Genomic DNA, 19092 nt, shown 5'->3' with positions numbered 1-19092 from the left:
AATAGCATAAGGCGCCACATTTGCTACCAGCCCCCATTCTGCGTAATCGTTCCATTCGATAATCCGATCTGGGTTTGCGGTATTTCAAACAAACCCTTTGTTTCAGTGCGAAAGCTTACATTGAATTCATTGCCGGTATTGTTGTCGATCGCCTGTTTCGCTGTGGTCAATCCCTGGCGCAGCAGATCCCAGTAACGGTGTCCCTCCAAGGCCAGTTCGAGCCAGCGTTCCGTCATGATCAGTTGTAAGCCGTTGGCATCGTTGGTAAGTGTATTGCGGCGGGTAGTGCTGTTGAAAGCGCGGTCTCGTACCCGGTCATAATAGCCCTGGGCCTTCGCAAGATTGCTGCTCAGATTCAATTCAGCGCCCATCAACAATACATCGGCGAAACGGATCACTGCATAGTTGTCAAAATTATCTATTTGAAAATCGCCGCCATTCGCATCAGGCCTGTCGGCGCCACCCATCGGCGTATATTTCTTCCAGTAATATCCCGTGTATTGCGCCTGATCGGTGGTGGCTGTATTGAAAGGCAGGTTCTCGTCAACAATGGAAATAATGGTTGCCGACCGGCGGGCATCGCCTGTTTCATACGCATTCCACAGTTTTCCATTCACGGGAGCTATGCCCCAGCCTTTGTAATAGGGATCAAGCACCTGGTTGCGGATACCTACCATTACCTGTACGCGGTTCCCATTCTGCTGGTTCCAGTTACCAAGTCCTTTATCAGTGTACTGGATCACAAAAACGCCTTCTTTATTATTCTGTCCGGCAAAACTACTTCCGGCGGATGCCCGGAACAGGCTGGGAAACTTGTCCACCAGGTCATAACCACTGTTCTGGATCACATCTTCTGCAGCGTTTATTGCCTCCTGTTTGGTCACGATTCCGGCCAGGTCGTTCTTAGTGTAATAACCGGTATAATACAAATACACGCGTGCGAGTAAGGCTTCTGCGGCCCATTTGGTCACGCGTCCATATTCTTCTGCAGGTATTTGATTGAATTTTTTGGCCGAAGCTGTCAAAAGGGTGATCGATTCTTTAAGGTCACTGGCTATAAGCGCGTATACACTATCTGGTGTTGATTGGGATACATTGAAGTTAGTGCCTTCAATGGGCGCTGTAAGCAGGGGTACCTTGCCAAACATCCGTACCAGATCGAAATAAAAATAAGCGCGCAGGAATCTGGCTTCGCCGGTGTACTGGTCTTTTAAGGCGGCATCACCGCCGAAATTAACGCCATCGATCTTTTTCAGAAACATATTGGTGCGGTAAATGCCGGTATAATATTTCTTCCAGGCTGCGGCGTTATGATCGAGGTAAGACTGGAAATTATCCCATTGTCTTAAACCATTATCGGATGTGCCGCCGCCGCCAAAACAATTATCGGAAGCGATCTCCGAGCTCAGCCAGATATTGCCATGGCCGTCGTAGTTCAGCACACTATAAGCCGCGACCAGGGCTTCGAAGGCATCGCCCGGCGTTTTATAAAAATCAGATTCCACTTTCTGGTTGATCGGGGTTTTCTCCAAAAAACTTTTGCTGCAGGCAGTTACCAGCAAAACCAGCAGCACAGCAAAAAATAACTGTCTCATATATTCTCAATTATTTTATTAAAATTTTGCACTCAGTCCAACCGAAATAACACGTGGCTGGGGATAATAACCCAGGTCAATACCCGAAGCCCAGGGTTCAGTACCATAACCTACTTCTGGATCGATGCCTTTATAATGGGTGAATGTGAGCAGGTTGGTGCCGTTAATATAAAATCTAAGCTGCTGTAAAGGCAGGTTACGTAATAAACCAGCTTTCAGGTCATAGCCGATATTCAGATTGCGCAAGCGCATGAACGCTCCATTGTGCACAAAGAGGTCAGAAAAATTATTATAGTTCTTATTGGCTTCATCACCCATGGTTACGCGGGGTATGGTAGTGGAAGTACCTTCGCCATGCCAGCGCTTGAGGATCCGGGTGCTGTAATTATTATAATAGCGGTCATGGGCATGGGTTCCATCAATAATATCGTTGCCACCGGAACCGCTCAGTAATAATGAAATATCCAGTCCTTTCCAGGAAGCCGATAAATTGATACCATAGGTATGCGTGGGAATCGGACTGCCGATCTGGGTTTTATCGGCTACGGTTATCTGGCCATCATCATTGCGGTCTACAAAACGCACGTCACCAGGCAATGCATTGGGTTGGATCATAGCGCCGGTCTTGCTTTTATAATCAGTAACCTCCTGCTGGTTCTGGAACAAACCGGCGGTTTGATAACCCCAGAAATAACCTACCGGATATCCATTCTGGATGCGATAGAATTCTTCGGTATTGGAAGAAAGCACATTGGTGCTGCCATGGATGACGCCTTCTTCATTGGGCACGGCCCGCACGGTATTTTTGAGGAAGGCAATATTGCCGCCTACGGTCACCCGTACCTGGCCAAAATTCCGCTGATAGTTCAGGCCCAGCTCAACGCCTTTGTTCACGATATCGCCGCCATTGATATAAGGAGCGCCGGTACCTACCACATCAGGCACTTTTGCCTGTACCAGCCAGTCCCTGGTGGCTTTATTGAACCAGTCGAAAGTGATATTCAGTTTATCAAAAAGGGTAGCGTCGAAGCCGATATTGGTTTGTTCGGCTGCTTCCCATTTCAGGTCGGGATTGGGAATTTTATCAGGTGCTGTACCAATCGTTTGCCCGCCTGCATTGATACCACCAAAATAATAACCCATAAAGGAAGAGCTCAGCGTTGCCATATACAGGAAATCGCCGATGCGGTCGTTCCCATTTTTTCCCCAACCTCCGCGGATCTTAAAAAAGTTCAGGAAACCAGGTTTGGTAAAGAAATCTTCCTGTGTTACCACCCATCCTGCAGAGAAGGAAGGAAAGGTAGCATAGCGATTGTTGCTGCCGAAGCGGGTAGAACCATCACGGCGAATAATGGCAGAAAATAAGTATTTGTCGGCAAAATTATAATTGACACGGCCGAAATAAGCATTCAGCGCACTTTCCACGCGCCGGCCTGTGGCTTTCTGCGTACCTTCTTTCCCGTTATCAATGATGGCATGGTCAAAATCGGGAATGGTAAGGTCCTGTTTGCTGCCGAATACATTAAATCCATTGTATTCCTGCGCCGTAGTACCTGCCATCAGGGTGATCTTGTGATCGCCAAAACTGCGCTGATAGGTAAGGGTATTATCCCAGTTCCAGGTCATGTTGCGGTACAGGCCCATTTCAGCCGTTGTAGTGGTGGTCACGTTATTGGTAGCCAGGTTGTACTCCGGAATGAATTTATTTGTAGAATAATAGGTAAGGTCAATCCCAAAATCAGATTTGAAGGTGAGGCCTTTGACAATCGTAGCTTCCAGGTACATGTCGCCCACAATGCGGTCGCCAATGGTCTTATTATTATTAAGCGCATCCATGGCCGCTATGGGGTTCATTTCATCGGGCGTCATGGTTGATTTGGCAAAGCTGCCGTCGGCATTGTATACAGGAAAGACCGGACTGGTATTAAGGAGGCCCCTGATAGAGTTGCCGTAAATATTGCCGGTGCCAATACCACTGTTACTATAATGTACATAGTTCAGGTTCTCGCCAAAACGTACGATATCGCCTATTAATTTATGGGTTGAATTCAGGCGCAGGCCAATCCGTTCGTAATACGATTTGTCCTTCTGCCCTACTATACCGTCCTGTTTCATATACGACAATCCCGCTGCGAAGGTGCTCTGTTCATTACCTCCTGAAAAACCCAGATTGTACTGCTGCATAGCGGCATTTTTATTGGTAGCTTCTTCCTGCCAGTCGGTACCGCTGCCCATACTGTCGATCTGGGCCTGGGAGAAAACAAAATAAGGCGGTTTGCCTGAGTTAAGCGCCGCTTCATTCATGATGGTCGCGTACTCTTTGGCATTCAGAACACCCATTTTACGGGAAGGATTCTGCCAGCCATAAAAAGCATCGAAGGTAACGGTCTTCTTACCGCTTCTTCCGCGTTTGGTGGTGATCAATACGACGCCATTGGCGCCGCGGGTACCATAAATAGCTGCAGATGCCGCGTCTTTCAGCACATCCATGGTTTCTATGTCGGCGGGGTTCAGGTAACTGATATCATCGGTTTGCATACCGTCTACCACGAATAGCGGATCGCTGTTGCCATTGGTGGCCAAGCCGCGGATCCTGATCTTGATAGCATCACCCGGCTGGCCCGAATTGGATAAGACCTGCACGCCGGCTGCCTGGCCCTGCAAAGCCTGTAGCGTGAATGTGCTGTGTGTTTTTTCCAGGTCGCTGCCGCCCACACGTACCGCCGAGCCGGTTACTTCTAGCCGTTTTTGTGTACCATACCCGATCACTACTACTTCATTCAGGTTATTACCTGCTTCAGCCAGCTTGATGGAAAGGTTGGTTTCATCACTCACTTTGATGCGTTGCGCCTGAAATCCTACGCCGGAGATCAGCAGTTCTTCACCGGGTTTCACCGAGAGCGAAAAACGGCCGGCTTCATCGGTACTTACCCCATTACGTGTTCCCTGCACCGTTACATTGATAGCTGCCAGCGGCTGGCCATTGGCATCTGTTACCGTACCGGTCAGTTTCCTGGCTTCCTGCCCGAACACCGGCAAACACAGCAGCAAACTGAACAGCATAAGCAAACCAATAAAAGCGCCGTTCAGGTGCTCACATCGGTGAAGTGTTTTGGTTTTTTTCATATGCAATTATTAGTCGATTTTATAATGATGAAAGCAGTAACAAATAAATAGGCCTCCCGATGCAATCAGGCCGGCCCATGGATCTTTTTATTTCATAGTTACCGAAACCGATTCTCCCTGGTAGCGGATAGTGGCAGCCGGCTTGTTGTTTTGGGTAAGAGCTTTCGTTTTTGATACCCACATGATATTAAATGTGCGGTTGTTCAACATGCCGGGGAAGGAACCGCTCCGTTTGCCAATGGTCAATGTTTTATTGGCTTCGTTCCAGCTAATGGGTATATTGGCAAAAGCGCCTTTTTCATAATTATAATTGGTGCCTTCATCTTCATACAGGGTAAAGGCGGCGTCTTTGCCGGTATAAACATAGAGCGTGACGGGGTCTGCAGGCTTTTCACCGGTATATTGCAGATCGGGGCCCATTGGAACAATACTTCCTTCTCTCACATAGAGCGGCATACGTTCATAAGCAGCCGCGGCATTTATTTTTTGTCCGCCCGCCTGGTAAACGCCGGTATAGAAATCGTACCAGCCGGTATTCGCAGGCAGGTGCAGCGTACGGTTGCGCGCTTTGTAGGTATATACCGGGTTCACCAACAGGGATGGACCAAACATATACTGATCACCAATATTCAATACCGCTTTGTCATTCGGAAAATCCATCACCAGTGGCCGCATGATCGTATAATTATTATGGTAGGTTTGTGCGGCCAAGGTATAGATATAAGGCATGAGGCGGTAGCGCAGCTGGTTATAATACAACATGCTTTTGTAAGCAGGGTGATCAGCGGGGGCTACGTGCAAGATTTCGCGGTAGGGGAATTGTCCGTGCACGCGGAAGATAGGACAAAAAGCACCAAACTGGTACCAGCGGGTCATCAGTTCGCGCCATTCATCGAGGTTTGCGCCGGTAGCATTTTCAAATCTTTTTTCTACGGAAAAACCACCGATGTCAGAGGTCCAGTAGGGTAAACCGGAAAGGGAGAAATTGATCCCGGCCGCCACCTGGTTTTGCAGGTCGTTCCAGCGGGCGCCAATATCACCGCTCCAGGTAACCGCAGCATATCGTTGCATGCCGGCATATGCCGAACGGGTGAGAATAAATACGCGGTCCAATGCGTTTGTCCGCCGCTGTCCTTCATATACGCCTTTGGCATTTTCGAGGGCATAGCTGTTGAAGTAGCTGGTGGAAGAACCCGGTACCGCCGGCGTTATGAGTTTTTTTCTCTCTTCAATATTGGTATTTGATAAAACATCAGGCTCGGTAGCATCCATCCACCATGCATCAACGCCTTTGGAATACAATTTCTCATTCATCAGTTTCCAGAACAGTTCCCGCGCCTGCGGATTATACGCATCATAGAAGGTAGACACATACCCTACCCAGTCTTTTTGATTGTTCAATACATTCTGTTTATACAACCAGCCTTTTTCATTGAAGAGGTCATAGTGCTGCGTACCGGTATAAAACTTGGGCCACACGGAGATCATGAAATGCGTATTGTATTTTTCATGCAGGTCTTTGATCATGTTCTCCGCATTCGGAAAACGGCTGGCATCAAATTCATGACTGCCCCACTGATCTGGTTTCCAATAGAACCAGTCGAGTACAATATTGTCGAGCGGGATCTTTCTTTGGCGAAACTCCTTAACTACCGATAATAATTCTTCCTGGGTCTTATACCGCTCACGGCTTTGCCAGAAACCCATGGCCCAATTGGGCAGCAGGGTGGCTCGGCCGGTCAATTCGCGGTAACCGGCAATGATCTCATCCATATTACTGCCATAAACGAAATAATAGTCGATATTATCCCCAGCTTCTGACCAAAAAGAAAATGTATTGCGGTTGCTGTCGGGAATGGGGCTCAGCCATTTCATGGCCAGGTACGATTCGCCGCCATCAGGGATCCATTCTATCTTAACCGGGTATTTCTTTGCTTTTTCAAGCTTTGCCTGTACGAGGGTGGTAATGGGGTTCCAGCATTGGCGCCATTTATCCACCAGCAATTTCCCATCGAGCCAGTATTTTAAATAACCACCCGAGGAAAACAAAAAGCTGTGCTGGCCGGTAAAAGATGAGGTAACGCTTCCTTCCCATACTACCCGGCCATTCTGCAGGGGAAAACCGGCCGGCAGTTTTGACAGGGATTGAATAAATTCATAATCGATCTCCCTTTCGTTCCGCCGCAAAAACACACTATCGGCGTTTTTGCCGGAATAATAGGTAGCCGTTAAGGCGCCGGAGGAGCCATCTGCACCAGTCAATGATAAGGTATGCAAGGGTTCGAACGGACGGCAATCACCAAAACGGGAAATGGAGTAGTTATCCCAAAGCAGTCCGTAATTGCGGTTGGATACCATAAACGGGATGGCCACTTCCGAATTCTGTTGCAGCAACGACACCTGCGTGCCACGGTAATTGAACAGGCCCTGCTGGTGCTGGCCGAGCCCATACCAGGCTTCGCCTTCCGGCGATTCAAAAGACTGGGAAATGGAATAGGTAGCTTTGTCGCCGGCTTTTTGTTTTACGAAGGATCTTCCGGCCGTGGGCACTTCTTTCAGGATCACCTGCCCCTTCAGATCAGTAAAGCGTACGTTGCCGCTTGACCGCGAAACGATGGCCCTGAGCACAGCTGTTTGCAGGATCAGTTCGTCTCCTTTTTCTTCCAGTTTCCAGGCGGGGTTCCGCTTTTTTGGATCGGCCATTAAACTGGCCGTGGCAGAAAATGTATCGCCGGCGGCGGCGCTTACATGAATGATCTGATCGTTCACTACCTGCAGCTTTACATTTCCGGCTCCACCAGCATAAGGCTTTTCCACTTTGACGATGACCCCGTCTTCAAGTTTGGTAAAACCACGGGGGGCAGGTTTTTGGGCGGATATTATTACAATTGATCCAACAAGCACAAGCGCAAAAAAACCAACAAGCAATGTTTTGATCGGCAGCTTCATGAAATCCAATTTTTGAGATATGGCAAAACGATATTTTATAGTATGCTCAAAATTAATTGGATAGCCAGCCGGGAACGGGTGTCAAATGTTTTTAAATGGGGATACAAATGTTAATTTGACAATCCCGCAGCGCGGGCACATGTTGTGATAATATAATAATGGTATAATGGAAACTGGGCTTGCATATTAGAAGAATTAACACTATAATTGTTTTTTATATACTTATTTCCCAGAATATAATACGCGAAGAATGAAGGTCAAATTTTTGGTACTGGCAGTAATGATCGTGATGATCGGATCAGCTTGTAGTCGCAAGACGGTAGTGGTGCATAAAAAATCCACCCACGTGCACAAGATGCCGCCCGGGCATGCGAAGAAGATCCATGGTGATAAATCGGCCAGAAACTATGCACCGGGACATCAAAAGAAGAAACACTAAACTCCCCGGGCAGTTTCTGAAAGGGCGCCCTAATCACCCCGAAGGGGGAACCGATGGACAGCATTGCGGCAAATCGCCAGATGCCGATTGCGTGGGAGCGTTTTAAACTCAAACATGTGTGGACCACCCATCTGCAAACCGGGAAGCCATAACTGACCACTTATTCTCCTGGCTGGAGGCTGTTCCTTTATCTGATTTTGGATTTCTGCACAGCATACTCAGATGGCAGCAGGCCAAACTCTTTCTTGAAGGTGCGGGCGAAATATTTGGGATTGTTAAAGCCCACTTCATAAGCGATCTCTGCAACAGATAACTGGCTTTTCTCCAGCAATTGCGCGGCCCGCTTTAAACGAATGGTCTTGATAAAATCAAGGGGCGACTTTCCCGTGAGGGCCAGTAATTTTTTATAAAGCGCTACGCGGCTCATGTGCAGAGCCCGGCTCAGGTCTTCTACCGAAAACTCGGGGTTTGAAATATTCTTTTCAACGGTCTCGATCGACTGGCGGATGAACTGTTCATCCACCGACGTGATACTGATCTCGGAGGGATTTACTTCCACCTGCTTCTGGAACAACTTTCGCATGGCTTCCTGCTGGGCCAGCAGGTTCCGGATGCGCGACTGCAACATTTCAACACTAAAGGGCTTGGTCACATAATCATTGGCGCCCGCCTGGAATGCTTCCAGTTTGGGTTCGGCTGCGGAACGGGCGGTCAATAAGATAACTGCAATATGTGAGGTTTGCTTATCGTGTTTGATGGTGCGGCACAATTCGAGTCCATCCATCACCGGCATCATAACGTCGCTGACCACCAGGTCGGGCTGATGTTTTTTGGTGATCGCCCACCCTTCTGCCCCGTTCACGGCTTCCAGCACAATGTAATTCCGGCGCAAGTTGTCCTTGAGGTAAAACCGGATGTCCTCATTGTCATCAACGATGAGGATAACCGGTTTTTTGCGCGAAGATCTGCTGCTTTGATCAAGCGGTTCTTCTGTCACTGCTGCTGCCAGCAATTCTTCAGTTGCGGCGGTTACCGGCTCATTAACAGGAGCGCTTACGGGTAGCAGCACCGTAAAGCAGGTACCCTTGCCCGGTTCGCTTTCTACCGTAATGCTGCCCTGGTGCAGGCGTACAAATTCTTTGGAAATGGCGAGGCCAATGCCGCTGCCCTGGTTTAAAATACTGCCCGGGACATCGTGCTGAAAAAATCGCTCAAAGATCTTTTCCTGATCCTCGGGCGGAATACCAATACCGCTGTCCTTCACTTTTATGGAAACATAATTTGACTTCAGTTTGTCGTTACTGTCGTTTTGCATGCCCACGATCACCTGTATGGTCCCGAACTCGGGAGTGAATTTGAATGCATTGGACAAGAGATTGAACAGGATACGCTCTACTTTATCAGGATCGAAGGAGATCTGTAGTGCATCGATACCGGTTGAAAAACTGAATTGAATATGCCGGGAACTGGCCATATCGGAAAACGAGAGCGAGATCTCTTTTACAAATGAAACAATATCACCCACGGAAGGATATAAACGCAGTTCCTGCATTTCGAGCTTCCTGAAATCGAGCAGTTGATTTACGAGGGCCAGCAGGCGGCGGGCGTTGCGGTATATCAACTGGTATTGTTTCTTTTGTTCCGTCTCCTGGTTTTGTTTCAGCATTTTTTCTACCGGCGCCAGGATCAGTGACAAGGGGGTTCTGAACTCATGACTGACGTTGGTAAAGAATTTCAATTTCAGCAGGTCGAGCTGATGAATACGTTCTGCTTCTTTCTTTTGCTGCGCCAGTTGAAAACGCATATGCGCTCGTTGAATAGTGAGCCGGCGGGCTGCAAATAAAATAGCGGCTACCAGCACGGCATAGATGATAAATGCCGGAACCGTTTTCCAGAACGGCGGCAGTATCGTAATGGCCAATGCCGTTCCCTTCTCATTCCAGATACCATCGCCATTACTGGCTTTTACACGGAATATGTATTTGCCCGGGTCAAGGTTGGTATAGGTGATGGTACGGTGTGCGCCATCAGTCATTAACCAGTCATCATTGAATCCTTCGAGTTTATAGGCATATTGATTCTTTTCGGGATTGGAATAATTAAGCGCTGCAAATTCCAGCGAAAAGATATTCTCATGGTATTTCAGCGTTATTTCCTTTACGGCCGAAACATTCGTTGCCAGGAGCACGCGGTCATTGAACAGTTCACCGGGTTGGGGGCTTTTATCAAATACCCGCAGATCGGTGAGCACTACCTCGGGCACTACGGTATTATGAGCGATTGATTCCGGATTAATGAGATTGAATCCATTGGCGCCACCGAAGATCACTTCACCACGTTTTGTTTTAAGGGCTGCATTTTCGTTGAACTCGCGGCCCTGCAACCCATCCCGCTCATCGTAATTCCGGAACTGGATCTGCAGTACGCCTGCTGCGTCTTTTTGCATCCAGGCCCGGGAGAGGCCATTGGTGGTTCCCAGCCAAAGTGTATGTGCATTATCTTCAAGCAGGGTAAGGATATTATTTTCAGCCAGCCCATCTGCTTGCGTAAAATGGCGGAAGGCATTCGCGGTTCGGTCGAACAGATTCAATCCATTACGCGTAGCCGCCCATATATTGCCGCGGCTGTCGCGCAGCAAAGCGGTTACACTGTTATTACTCAGACTGCGCGGGTTCTTTGGATCGTGCGTGTAATAGGTAAATTTTCCGGTTGTTCTGTTCAATACATTAATGCCTGACTCGGTACCGATCCAAAGGTTTCCCTGCAGGTCTTCCGTCAGCGCGGCGATGTAATTGGAGTTCAGCGAAGCCGGCGCCTCGCGGTAAGCCTGGAACCCGTTTATGTCTGGCAGGTAGCGGTTCAATCCACCACTTAATGTGCCTACCCACAGTTGCTGTTGGGCATCTTCGTAGATCTCCCAGATGCTGTTATCTGAAATACTGGTAGCATCATTGGGATCATGTTTATAATGAATGAACCGTTCCCCATCGTAACAATCGAGACCGCCATAATAGGAACCGATCCATAGTTTCTTATTATGGTCAATGCATAAGCTGACGATCACATCACTGCAAACGCTGTTGGCATTGTTTGGGTCATATTTAAAAGTACGGTAGCTTCCGGCGCTTCTGTCGTAATAGATCAATCCACCGCCATTGGTGCCGATCCAAAGGTTGCCTTTATCATCTTCCACAAAACGGTTCACATCGTCGAATGGCAGACTGCGTGCATCGGTCAGTAAATGCCGGTATACGGGAAACTTAATGATGTTCTCATGGTAATAGTTAATTCCTTTTTTATAAGTGCCTAACCAGATGATGCCCGTGTTATCGCGGTAAATGGCATTGATGCTGTTCTGGCTGATGCTCTTTCGGTCTTCGGGTTTATTACTGAGATAGCTTATGGTCCCTGTTTCTTTGTTCAGGAGGTTTACCCCGCCATGATCGGTGATGATCCAGACCAACCCGTTATTATCCTGATGAATACCGGTTACCAGGTTATTGTTTAATCGCGTGGGTTTGGTATCGCGGTCATAATGCAGCAGCTTATTGGTGCGGGGAGTATAACACCAGACGCCCTGTGGATATACCTGGGTATAGATCCATAAGTCATTGGCCGCATCGGCAAACAAGCGGTACTGTTTGGCCTCCGAATTTTTAAAGATCCCGCCTCTGCTGAAGACGATTTTGCCGGAGGCCGCATTATAAGCTTCCAGCCATCCGTCGGTATAAATGACCCATACCATCCCGGCATTGTCAACGGCCATACCGGTGACATCATGCGCCGCCCCGGTAAACGGCTGGCGTTGGAACCGTTTCACCGTATGTGCAACGGGATCATACCGGGTGATACCCTGACCGTTCTGCGCAAACCAATAAGATCCCTGTTTGTCTTTTACAATGGCAGTAACGGGCTCAGCCGGTATCCCTAACCGGCGGCAATATGCGGTGGCGCCGGCGATGACCTTTTCTGAAACCGGATCAAAAATGCATTGTCCGTTGCGGGTATCGATCCAGAAGGTATTATGTGGCCCTTCCTGGATCTTTACAATAAGATCGTCATTGAGGGAAGTGGAGTCGTTCTCTTTGTGGCGAAACACCTTGAATGTATACCCATCATAGCGGTTCAGGCCCGATGCAGTGCCAAACCACATAAATCCCCTCGCATCTTTGAGAATGGAAGTGACCTGGTTATGGGATAATCCGTTGGAAATATCGAGATGTGAAAAAGGATATTGCACCGGTTGTGCAATTACAGCAAGGAGGTTCAATAAGCAGGTGATCGTTAATATCAGTATCCGGTTAAGCATAAGGCAATCGCAGTCAAAATCAAAATCACTAATAAGTACTGAGTAATTGTTGCGATGACAATATACGCAAAAAACCGGTTACCGGTTACCAGTTACCGGTTACCGGTTACCGGTCACCAGTTACCGGTCTCCAATTACCGCTTACTCTTACGGCCATTGAAACCCTATAACAGGCAACCAGGAACCGGGGGCTATGCGCTCCCTTAGGGGTTTGGTTTTACCTTATTTGCCCATTTCCCTGTAACAGCCATTTTTCCGTGACCAATTTCTCCAGGGCAAAAGGACCGCGCGCATGTAGTTTTTGTGTGGAGATGCCTATTTCAGCGCCCAGGCCCATTTCTTCTCCATCGGTAAAACGGGTAGAAGCATTGGTGTATACGGCAGCCGCATCTACTTCCTGTAAGAAACGTGCGCAATGTTTTTTGTTGTTCGACACAATGGCTTCAGAATGTTTGGTAGAATGTTCACGGATATGCTCAAGGGCTTCGTCGATATTCTTTACCACTTTGATGGCGCATTTCAAACTAAGGAATTCGCGGTCAAAGTCTTCCGGAGCAGCTTTTTGTAAATGTGGATATCCTTTCAATAATTTATAGGCTTTGGCATCGGCAAATACTTCTACCTGGTGCTCATTGAACAGGGGTTGCAACTGCTTCAGGAAAAGAGGCGCTACCTGTTCATCAACCAATACCGTATCTACCGAATTACATACGGATGGCCGCGATACTTTCGCGTTCACTACTATGTTCACCGCTTTTTTAATGGCGGCTTCTTTTTCCACATATACGTGGCAAACACCGGCGCCTGTTTCAATCACCGGCACCAGGCTGTTCTTCCTTACAAACTGGATCAGGGAATCGGAACCACGCGGGATCAGTACATCTACATATTTGGTGGCTGTGAACAATTCCTGTACGGTTTCCCGGTCTGCAGGCAGCAGCGTTACACAGTCAGGGTCAATACCGTTGGCCTTCAATACTTTCTTTATCAGTTTTATGGCTGCCTGGTTGGTATTATCTGCCTCGCTGCTGCCTTTCAGCACACAGCCGTTCTGGCTGCGCAAACAAAGGGCAGCTATATCGAAAGTTACATTCGGCCTTGATTCATAAATAGCACCAACCACGCCCAGGGGCACGGCGATTTTTTGAAGCAGTAAACCATTATCAAGGCGGCGTTTTTCCAGCGTTTTGCCAGAAGGGTTAGGCAATTTGCTGATCTTCCTGATGGCGTTGGCAATACCGGCGATGCGTTGTTTGTTCAATAACAAACGGTCGACTTTCGGATTCGCAGGATCCTGCTTTTCCACATCGAGCTGATTCGCTTTCAAGATAGCATTGCTGTTCTTTTCCAGCTCATCGGCGAGCTGGAGCAGCACTGCTTTCAATTGTTTATCGCTCGCCTGCCGCAGGTTGATGGCGGCTTTCCAGGTCTTTACTATCAATGGTTGTATGGTGTTCATCAGGCCTTCTTTTAAAAAATTACAATATCATCAGCATGGGCTGCCAGTACATTCCGCTGCGAAATGCCATCGCGGATGGCATTGGCATCGAGCTTTACTTTGGCAACGCCCAGGATGTTTTCGTCTTCGTCTTTTATTTGTACAACTTCGCCCGCTGCAAATTTTCCCTGTACATGCGTTACGCCCACTGTTAATAAACTGCGGCGTTGCAGCAATGCTTTGGCAGCGCCTTTGTCAACCGAAAGCGTACCCAGGGTAATGGAACCGCTGGCCAGCCATTTCTGGCGGGCTTTCAAGTTCGAAGGCTGGGGCATAAAAGTAGTTCCGCTCTTATGGGCGAGGGCTTCTGAAAAAGGTTCTTTTCTATTCAACCCGCAGATGATGACCTTGATACCCAGGGATGTTGCCAGCCGCGTAAAAGTGAGTTTGGAGGTCATGCCCCCGAGGCCCAGACTGCTTTTGCCGCTTTGTACAAATCCCATCACCCGGCTGTCGATCTTTTCTACGCGCGGCATGATGTTGCCGGAATCATCCATAAATCCGCCTACCGAGGTACAAATGATGAGTGTCTCCGCATCAAAACCTACTGCTATCAGGGTCGCCAGCTCATCGTTGTCGGAGAATTTCAACTCTACATTACTTACCAGGTCATTTTCATTCACAATGGGCAAAATGCCGTTATGCCAGAATGCTTCAAAGGTTTCTTTTAATTGAACAAACTGGAACCGGTTGCTGAAATGGTGCCGTTCGCACAAAGCCTGCGCTACAGGAATATCATACTTCGCAAAATGCTTTTGGTATAACTGGATCAGCAGCGGGTTGCCTACTGCTGCGGCCGCTTTGCGTTCTGTAATGCTGCCTTTATAGTGTTTAATATATACTTTGCCGCTGCCTACCGCCCCACTCGACACCAGCACCACCCGGTGCGTTGCAAATAATGCAGCAATCTCAGCCGCTACCTTTTTAATAATGGTATGGCTGATGACGCCCTCCTCGTTGGTGATGACCGCAGTGCCAAGCTTAATAACTAAAACCGGTTTTTGCATGCGCAAAATTAAGTTCCCCGTTCCAAGTTTCCAGTTCAAAGTTCATCGTTCACAGTCATCTATGGTTTATGAAGCAGGCCGAGGGCAGTCAGACTCAGCGCAATCGAGTAATTAATTCTACATAGAAATAGATCAAATGCTATGACAATCAATACACTATGACGGGCATGTCATTTTAGATAGTAATATAAAACAGGAAATATGAAAAAGTATTATGGCTTAGTTCTGTTGCTGATGACCGTATTTTATGGTAGTTGTGCGGCCATAGAAACCATCTTCAAAGTAGGCATGTGGTGGGGAATTATAATGGTAGTCGTGGTGATTGCGGTAATATTCTGGATCGTCAGTAAATTGTTTCGCAGAAGATAAAAAAGAATCGTTACCAGTTACATGTTACAAGTTGCAGGGAAGATCGCCGGTTGCAGTGCTATTGCCCTGGAACCTGAAACCCCGGAACCTGCAACTAATTCCTGAACTCCTGAGAGATCATCAATCCATACTTGCCTCCATCTACAATGCCGATACCCAGACGGCCAAATTCGGGCCGAAGGATATTGGCGCGGTGCCCAGGGGAATTCATTAATCCACTATGCGCTATATCGAGTGTGGGTGCCAGTGCAATATTCTCGCCTGCATTGGTAAATCGAACGCCATCATTGCGCATCCGGTCGAAAGGGCCCTTGCCATCGGGCGACACATGTGAAAAATAACCGCGCTGAAACATATCCACCGAATGCTTACGGGCAACTGCCGTTAATTCCGGATCGGCTTTTACGATATTCAAGCCTCTTTTTATCCGTTCGCCATTCACCCAGCTTAACATCAGTGTTTCCAGGTCGGCCCTGGGCGGTGGCGCAATTACCGTGAAAGGAAGAATGACAGTTTCATCGGAGCCGGGTTTAACCGTCAACCGGTTCATGGTTCTTTCGACTTCATTAAATACGAGCGACAATTTTGTTTCGATCCATTCGGCAGGAACCGATAACATAACGACAAAGCGGCTTTCCCGGGTTTTATCAGTGATCTTGTTACTGATGGGCAATGCCAGGAGAAGGGCGGCGACGATCACGGCATGTGCAATACCATTCAACGCACCGGGTAAAATGCCCAGGAATTTATTATCCCAACGGCCATGTGCTTCCACCGGAATGGTATGTAAAGTTTTATTGGTGAGTAAATTTATTAACACCCGAACAACAACATAAGTAGCTATAAAGGAAAGGGGCAATGCCCAGGAGCCAAGCGAAGGAAAGTATTTGTTGATAAAAATAGTAGGATAGGGATATAATAAAAAAGTAGCGGCGATACTGACAACAAGCCCCAGCAAATAGAGCAATTCGAGGATAAATCCTTTTTGCCAACCATCCCATATACCGTAGGCTACTATGATCAATAGCAATATATCAATCCAATTCATACCTGCTTGGTATTGAAAAAACCATGCTACCGGCAGCGTCTGGATTTTCCGGCTGGCATTTGTAAGATTTACATACCAGGAGGTCGTAATGTTGCTAAAATTCTACACTTTTTCAGCGCCTAGGACGTGCTGAAAAAATGAAGGCCCGGATAGAAATCCAGGCCTGTTAAAAATCCAATATCCTATGAAAAACCGATATACTAACGGTGTTCGTGCTTCGCAAATTGTCTGGGGCTGAAAAATATTTTTCAAGGCTGAAAATGTGTTGTTTATACCTATTAATAAATAGTCAACAGCCGCCCTGCATTTGCACCAACGTACATTCGTATACCGGTATTGAAAGAACTGATTATCGCATGATCCCTGAATCTATAACACGTCCTACATATTTATTATCCTGCAAGATCCAGGTCACCTCGTATTTACCTATGGCTTCGCTGTTCACCATATAGATGTACATTTTGCGCTTATCCGCCGACAGGTACACTGCATTATGTGTTTTGATCGTACCTCCATCGGAATAGGTGAAATCAGGATGGTAAAGATCGGCATACGCTGCAGGCGGAAGGGCCACGGTATCCTTGTTATTAACTATAACTATAACCGAAGCGATTCCTGTTGTTGGTATGGTGCCATAATCTCCATAATAGGGCTTACCATCTATCTTGACCACGTATTTCTTCTCAGCATAATAGGTCAGCTTGTGTTTCGAAGCGTCGAATGGACCACTGGTAATGATCACTTTTGTATTATTACCTTCAAAGGTTATTGACCGCATATTATAATCGGTCGCAGGTATCCTTTCGAGCGGTTTTTTGCCAATACGTTCATCGATGCCGCCAATGGTAAAGGTGGCCAGATCGTCGCGGATCTCGCCTTTGGGATATTTTGCAAAACTTTCTCTCTTGTTGCGAAGATCGGGCAGGGGTTCATCCTGGGCCATCGCGCCCAGGTGCAGGGCCAGCAGACACAGGCATAAAATGGATCGCATAGAATAGTGTTGTTGTGTTGACAAATAGCAATAGATCCCGGCGAAAATAAAGAGAAAGACAGGAATTTAAGCTAAAACATTGTTAACAAAGGAAGCGGAAAGGGTTTCAGGTTACCCGGTTCACTGTAGAGGTTACAGGTTACAAGGTCATTCATTCGAAATTACCTGTCTCTGACAACAGCAGCGCCTGACAGAGCGATTTTCGCAAACCGGCGGCAAAGGTATTGGTATTTCACTGCAACCTGGATCCTGGAACCTGTAACAGGTGAACTGGTAACCGGTAAGCGGGAACTGAACACGATCACTGTTTTTCCTCCTTTACGGGAACCAGTTTATCAGGAAAAGCCGCCTGTCCCTGGAGATTATACACCGAAAAACTATCTACGCCATGGGCTTCTGCCACATGGGCAAAATAGCCGGGCCGGTGCGGCCCCCATTTTACGGAACAATTGCGGAGCCGGATATTTTGCGCCTGGTCGAAATAAAAGGCGGAAGTACGGCCTTTTACGAACCCTTCCACATTGGCCGGGCGGCGGTCGTAGACGCCGCCGGCGATCGGCGTCGTTTTATTGAGCTGCACGTCTACTTCATCGAAATACACATTGGCAATTTTATCGGCCGATTCGCCGCTTACATAAATGCCGTTCTCACTGATGCATTTGATATTGCTGAAAGAAATATTGTACACCATGCCTACCCTGCCTTCCGTAGCGCCTTTGGGAAAACGCCAGTTGGCGTCTTTGTGATTGATCTTTGCCCGCCGGTAGGCCGTTACATAAATCGGCTCTGCCTTTCCCCACCATACATCGGAAAATAAATGGCTTTCGATGATCATATTCGAAAAGATCACATCGTGCACCACGCCTTCATCGCGGTTCTGAATGCCCACGCCCCGGTTGCTGTTCTTAATGATGCAATTGTTGAAAACCACCTGCCGGATGGTATCCATATTTTCCGACCCGATCTTGATGGCGCAACTTCGTGATGTCATTGTGCAATTGGTCACCGTAACATTTTCGCAGCGGCCGAATTCCTCATATTCGCGCCGGTTCTTTAAACAGATGCAGTCATCACCGCTCTCTATATAACAATCGCTGATGCGTACATTTTTGCTATGATCAACATCGATCCCGTCGCTGTTGCGCACTTTCAGGGAATTTAATAAGGTAATGCCTGAAATAACCACATCATTACAACCAGCCAGGTGAATGGTCCAGTAGGCGGAATTCCCAATGCGAAGGTCTTTGATGCGAATATTCTTTCCACCCACGATGGTAAGCACATGCGGCCGGGGATCGAGTACATTGAATGGTTTCAATTCATAGGAGTCATCCAATTCCTTACCCATAAAAGAAACGCCATTGCCGTCAATTTCTCCCGTTCCACTGAGCGTTACATTCTCGATATTTTCTCCGCCGATCCAGACCGTGCCTTCACCAGGATTCTGGCGGAAAGCGCTTTTGGTGTACACTTTTTCATCGGGATTGGCCAGCAGTTTGGCCCCTGCTTCCAGGTGCAGATCGACATTAGATCTCAGGTTAAAAGGACTCGCCATGAAAACATGCCGGCCTGGCAACAGGACCTGGCCGCCGCCGGCCTTCGAACAGGCATCGATCGCTTTTTGAATGGCCGGCGCATCGTTCGTTTTGCCATCGCCTTTTGCGCCATAGCTCATTACATTGTAGATACGCTGGGCAGCCAGTTCGCCGCTGATAAACAATAAGGCATTTATTAAAAACAGTTTCATGTTCATCGTTTGTT

Annotated in this window: 12 protein-coding genes; 3 read left to right on the top strand and 9 right to left on the bottom strand. The window is 47.7% G+C overall.

Going from position 1 to position 19092, the window contains the following annotated elements:
- Positions 1–23 precede the first annotated feature (23 nt).
- From JT717_RS04750 to JT717_RS04740, 3 genes are all read right to left on the bottom strand, one after another.
- The gene (locus JT717_RS04750) at positions 24–1595 is read right to left on the bottom strand and encodes a RagB/SusD family nutrient uptake outer membrane protein (RefSeq protein ID WP_205509019.1); all 1572 of its coding nucleotides are present in this window, start codon (positions 1593–1595) and stop codon (positions 24–26) included.
- A gap of 18 nt (positions 1596–1613) precedes the next feature.
- Positions 1614–4721 (bottom strand): SusC/RagA family TonB-linked outer membrane protein, encoded by a 3108-nt coding sequence (locus JT717_RS04745; protein WP_205509018.1) that lies wholly within the window; start codon positions 4719–4721, stop codon positions 1614–1616.
- Positions 4722–4808: 87 nt separating this feature from the next.
- Entirely contained in the window at positions 4809–7670 is a 2862-nt protein-coding gene (locus tag JT717_RS04740) for a TIM-barrel domain-containing protein (protein ID WP_205509017.1), read from the bottom strand.
- 250 nt (positions 7671–7920) lie between these two features.
- Here JT717_RS04740 and JT717_RS04735 point away from each other — a divergent pair, with 250 nt between their 5' ends.
- Complete coding sequence (locus JT717_RS04735) at positions 7921–8109, top strand: hypothetical protein (RefSeq protein WP_205509016.1); 189 nt, start codon at positions 7921–7923, stop codon at positions 8107–8109.
- A gap of 187 nt (positions 8110–8296) precedes the next feature.
- Here JT717_RS04735 and JT717_RS04730 read toward each other — a convergent pair whose 3' ends face one another.
- Positions 8297–12418, bottom strand: coding sequence for a hybrid sensor histidine kinase/response regulator transcription factor (locus JT717_RS04730; RefSeq protein WP_205509015.1), 4122 nt, complete (start codon positions 12416–12418; stop codon positions 8297–8299).
- Positions 12419–12472: 54 nt separating this feature from the next.
- Between JT717_RS04730 and JT717_RS04725 the strand changes: the two genes are divergently transcribed.
- Complete coding sequence (locus JT717_RS04725; protein ID WP_205509014.1) at positions 12473–12625, top strand: hypothetical protein; 153 nt, start codon at positions 12473–12475, stop codon at positions 12623–12625.
- A 10-nt stretch (positions 12626–12635) separates the two neighbouring features.
- On the opposite strand, the gene JT717_RS04720 is transcribed toward JT717_RS04725, so the two are convergent.
- Together JT717_RS04720 and proB are read right to left on the bottom strand one after the other, a co-directional pair.
- A complete protein-coding gene (locus JT717_RS04720; RefSeq protein WP_205509013.1) occupies positions 12636–13877 on the bottom strand; it encodes a glutamate-5-semialdehyde dehydrogenase in 1242 nt (413 codons plus the stop codon).
- 11 nt (positions 13878–13888) lie between these two features.
- Positions 13889–14923 (bottom strand): glutamate 5-kinase, encoded by a 1035-nt coding sequence (gene proB, locus JT717_RS04715; protein WP_205509012.1) that lies wholly within the window; start codon positions 14921–14923, stop codon positions 13889–13891.
- A gap of 201 nt (positions 14924–15124) precedes the next feature.
- Between proB and JT717_RS04710 the strand changes: the two genes are divergently transcribed.
- Positions 15125–15292 (top strand): hypothetical protein, encoded by a 168-nt coding sequence (locus tag JT717_RS04710; protein WP_205509011.1) that lies wholly within the window; start codon positions 15125–15127, stop codon positions 15290–15292.
- A gap of 94 nt (positions 15293–15386) precedes the next feature.
- Here the strand turns inward: JT717_RS04710 and JT717_RS04705 are convergent, their stop codons facing one another.
- From JT717_RS04705 to JT717_RS04695, 3 genes are all read right to left on the bottom strand, one after another.
- On the bottom strand, positions 15387–16340 hold the full coding sequence (locus tag JT717_RS04705; RefSeq protein WP_205509010.1) for a CvpA family protein: 954 nt from the start codon (positions 16338–16340) through the stop codon (positions 15387–15389).
- 349 nt (positions 16341–16689) lie between these two features.
- On the bottom strand, positions 16690–17331 hold the full coding sequence (locus JT717_RS04700; RefSeq protein WP_205509009.1) for a hypothetical protein: 642 nt from the start codon (positions 17329–17331) through the stop codon (positions 16690–16692).
- Positions 17332–17632: 301 nt separating this feature from the next.
- A complete protein-coding gene (locus JT717_RS04695) occupies positions 17633–19078 on the bottom strand; it encodes a glycoside hydrolase family 28 protein (protein ID WP_205509008.1) in 1446 nt (481 codons plus the stop codon).
- Between the last annotated feature and the right edge of the window lie 14 nt (positions 19079–19092).

The organism is Longitalea arenae (assembly GCF_016924755.1).
Taxonomy (GTDB): Bacteria; Bacteroidota; Bacteroidia; order Chitinophagales; family Chitinophagaceae; genus Niastella; species Niastella arenae.
The sequence above is the reverse complement of the archived record's forward strand: the minus strand, read 5'-3'. Positions and strand labels throughout refer to the sequence as shown.

Excerpts from the sequence above, each read along its gene's own strand:
- JT717_RS04720 (WP_205509013.1), bottom strand. The coding sequence starts at position 13,877 with ATGAACACCATACAACCATTGATAGTAAAGACCTGGAAAGCCGCCATC.
- proB (WP_205509012.1), bottom strand. The coding sequence starts at position 14,923 with ATGCAAAAACCGGTTTTAGTTATTAAGCTTGGCACTGCGGTCATCACC.
- JT717_RS04750 (WP_205509019.1), bottom strand. The coding sequence starts at position 1,595 with ATGAGACAGTTATTTTTTGCTGTGCTGCTGGTTTTGCTGGTAACTGCC.
- JT717_RS04740 (WP_205509017.1), bottom strand. The coding sequence starts at position 7,670 with ATGAAGCTGCCGATCAAAACATTGCTTGTTGGTTTTTTTGCGCTTGTG.
- JT717_RS04700 (WP_205509009.1), bottom strand. The coding sequence starts at position 17,331 with ATGCGATCCATTTTATGCCTGTGTCTGCTGGCCCTGCACCTGGGCGCG.
- JT717_RS04705 (WP_205509010.1), bottom strand. The coding sequence starts at position 16,340 with ATGAATTGGATTGATATATTGCTATTGATCATAGTAGCCTACGGTATA.
- JT717_RS04725 (WP_205509014.1), top strand. The coding sequence starts at position 12,473 with ATGACAATATACGCAAAAAACCGGTTACCGGTTACCAGTTACCGGTTA.
- JT717_RS04710 (WP_205509011.1), top strand. The coding sequence starts at position 15,125 with ATGAAAAAGTATTATGGCTTAGTTCTGTTGCTGATGACCGTATTTTAT.
- JT717_RS04695 (WP_205509008.1), bottom strand. The coding sequence starts at position 19,078 with ATGAAACTGTTTTTAATAAATGCCTTATTGTTTATCAGCGGCGAACTG.
- JT717_RS04735 (WP_205509016.1), top strand. The coding sequence starts at position 7,921 with ATGAAGGTCAAATTTTTGGTACTGGCAGTAATGATCGTGATGATCGGA.
- JT717_RS04730 (WP_205509015.1), bottom strand. The coding sequence starts at position 12,418 with ATGCTTAACCGGATACTGATATTAACGATCACCTGCTTATTGAACCTC.
- JT717_RS04745 (WP_205509018.1), bottom strand. The coding sequence starts at position 4,721 with ATGAAAAAAACCAAAACACTTCACCGATGTGAGCACCTGAACGGCGCT.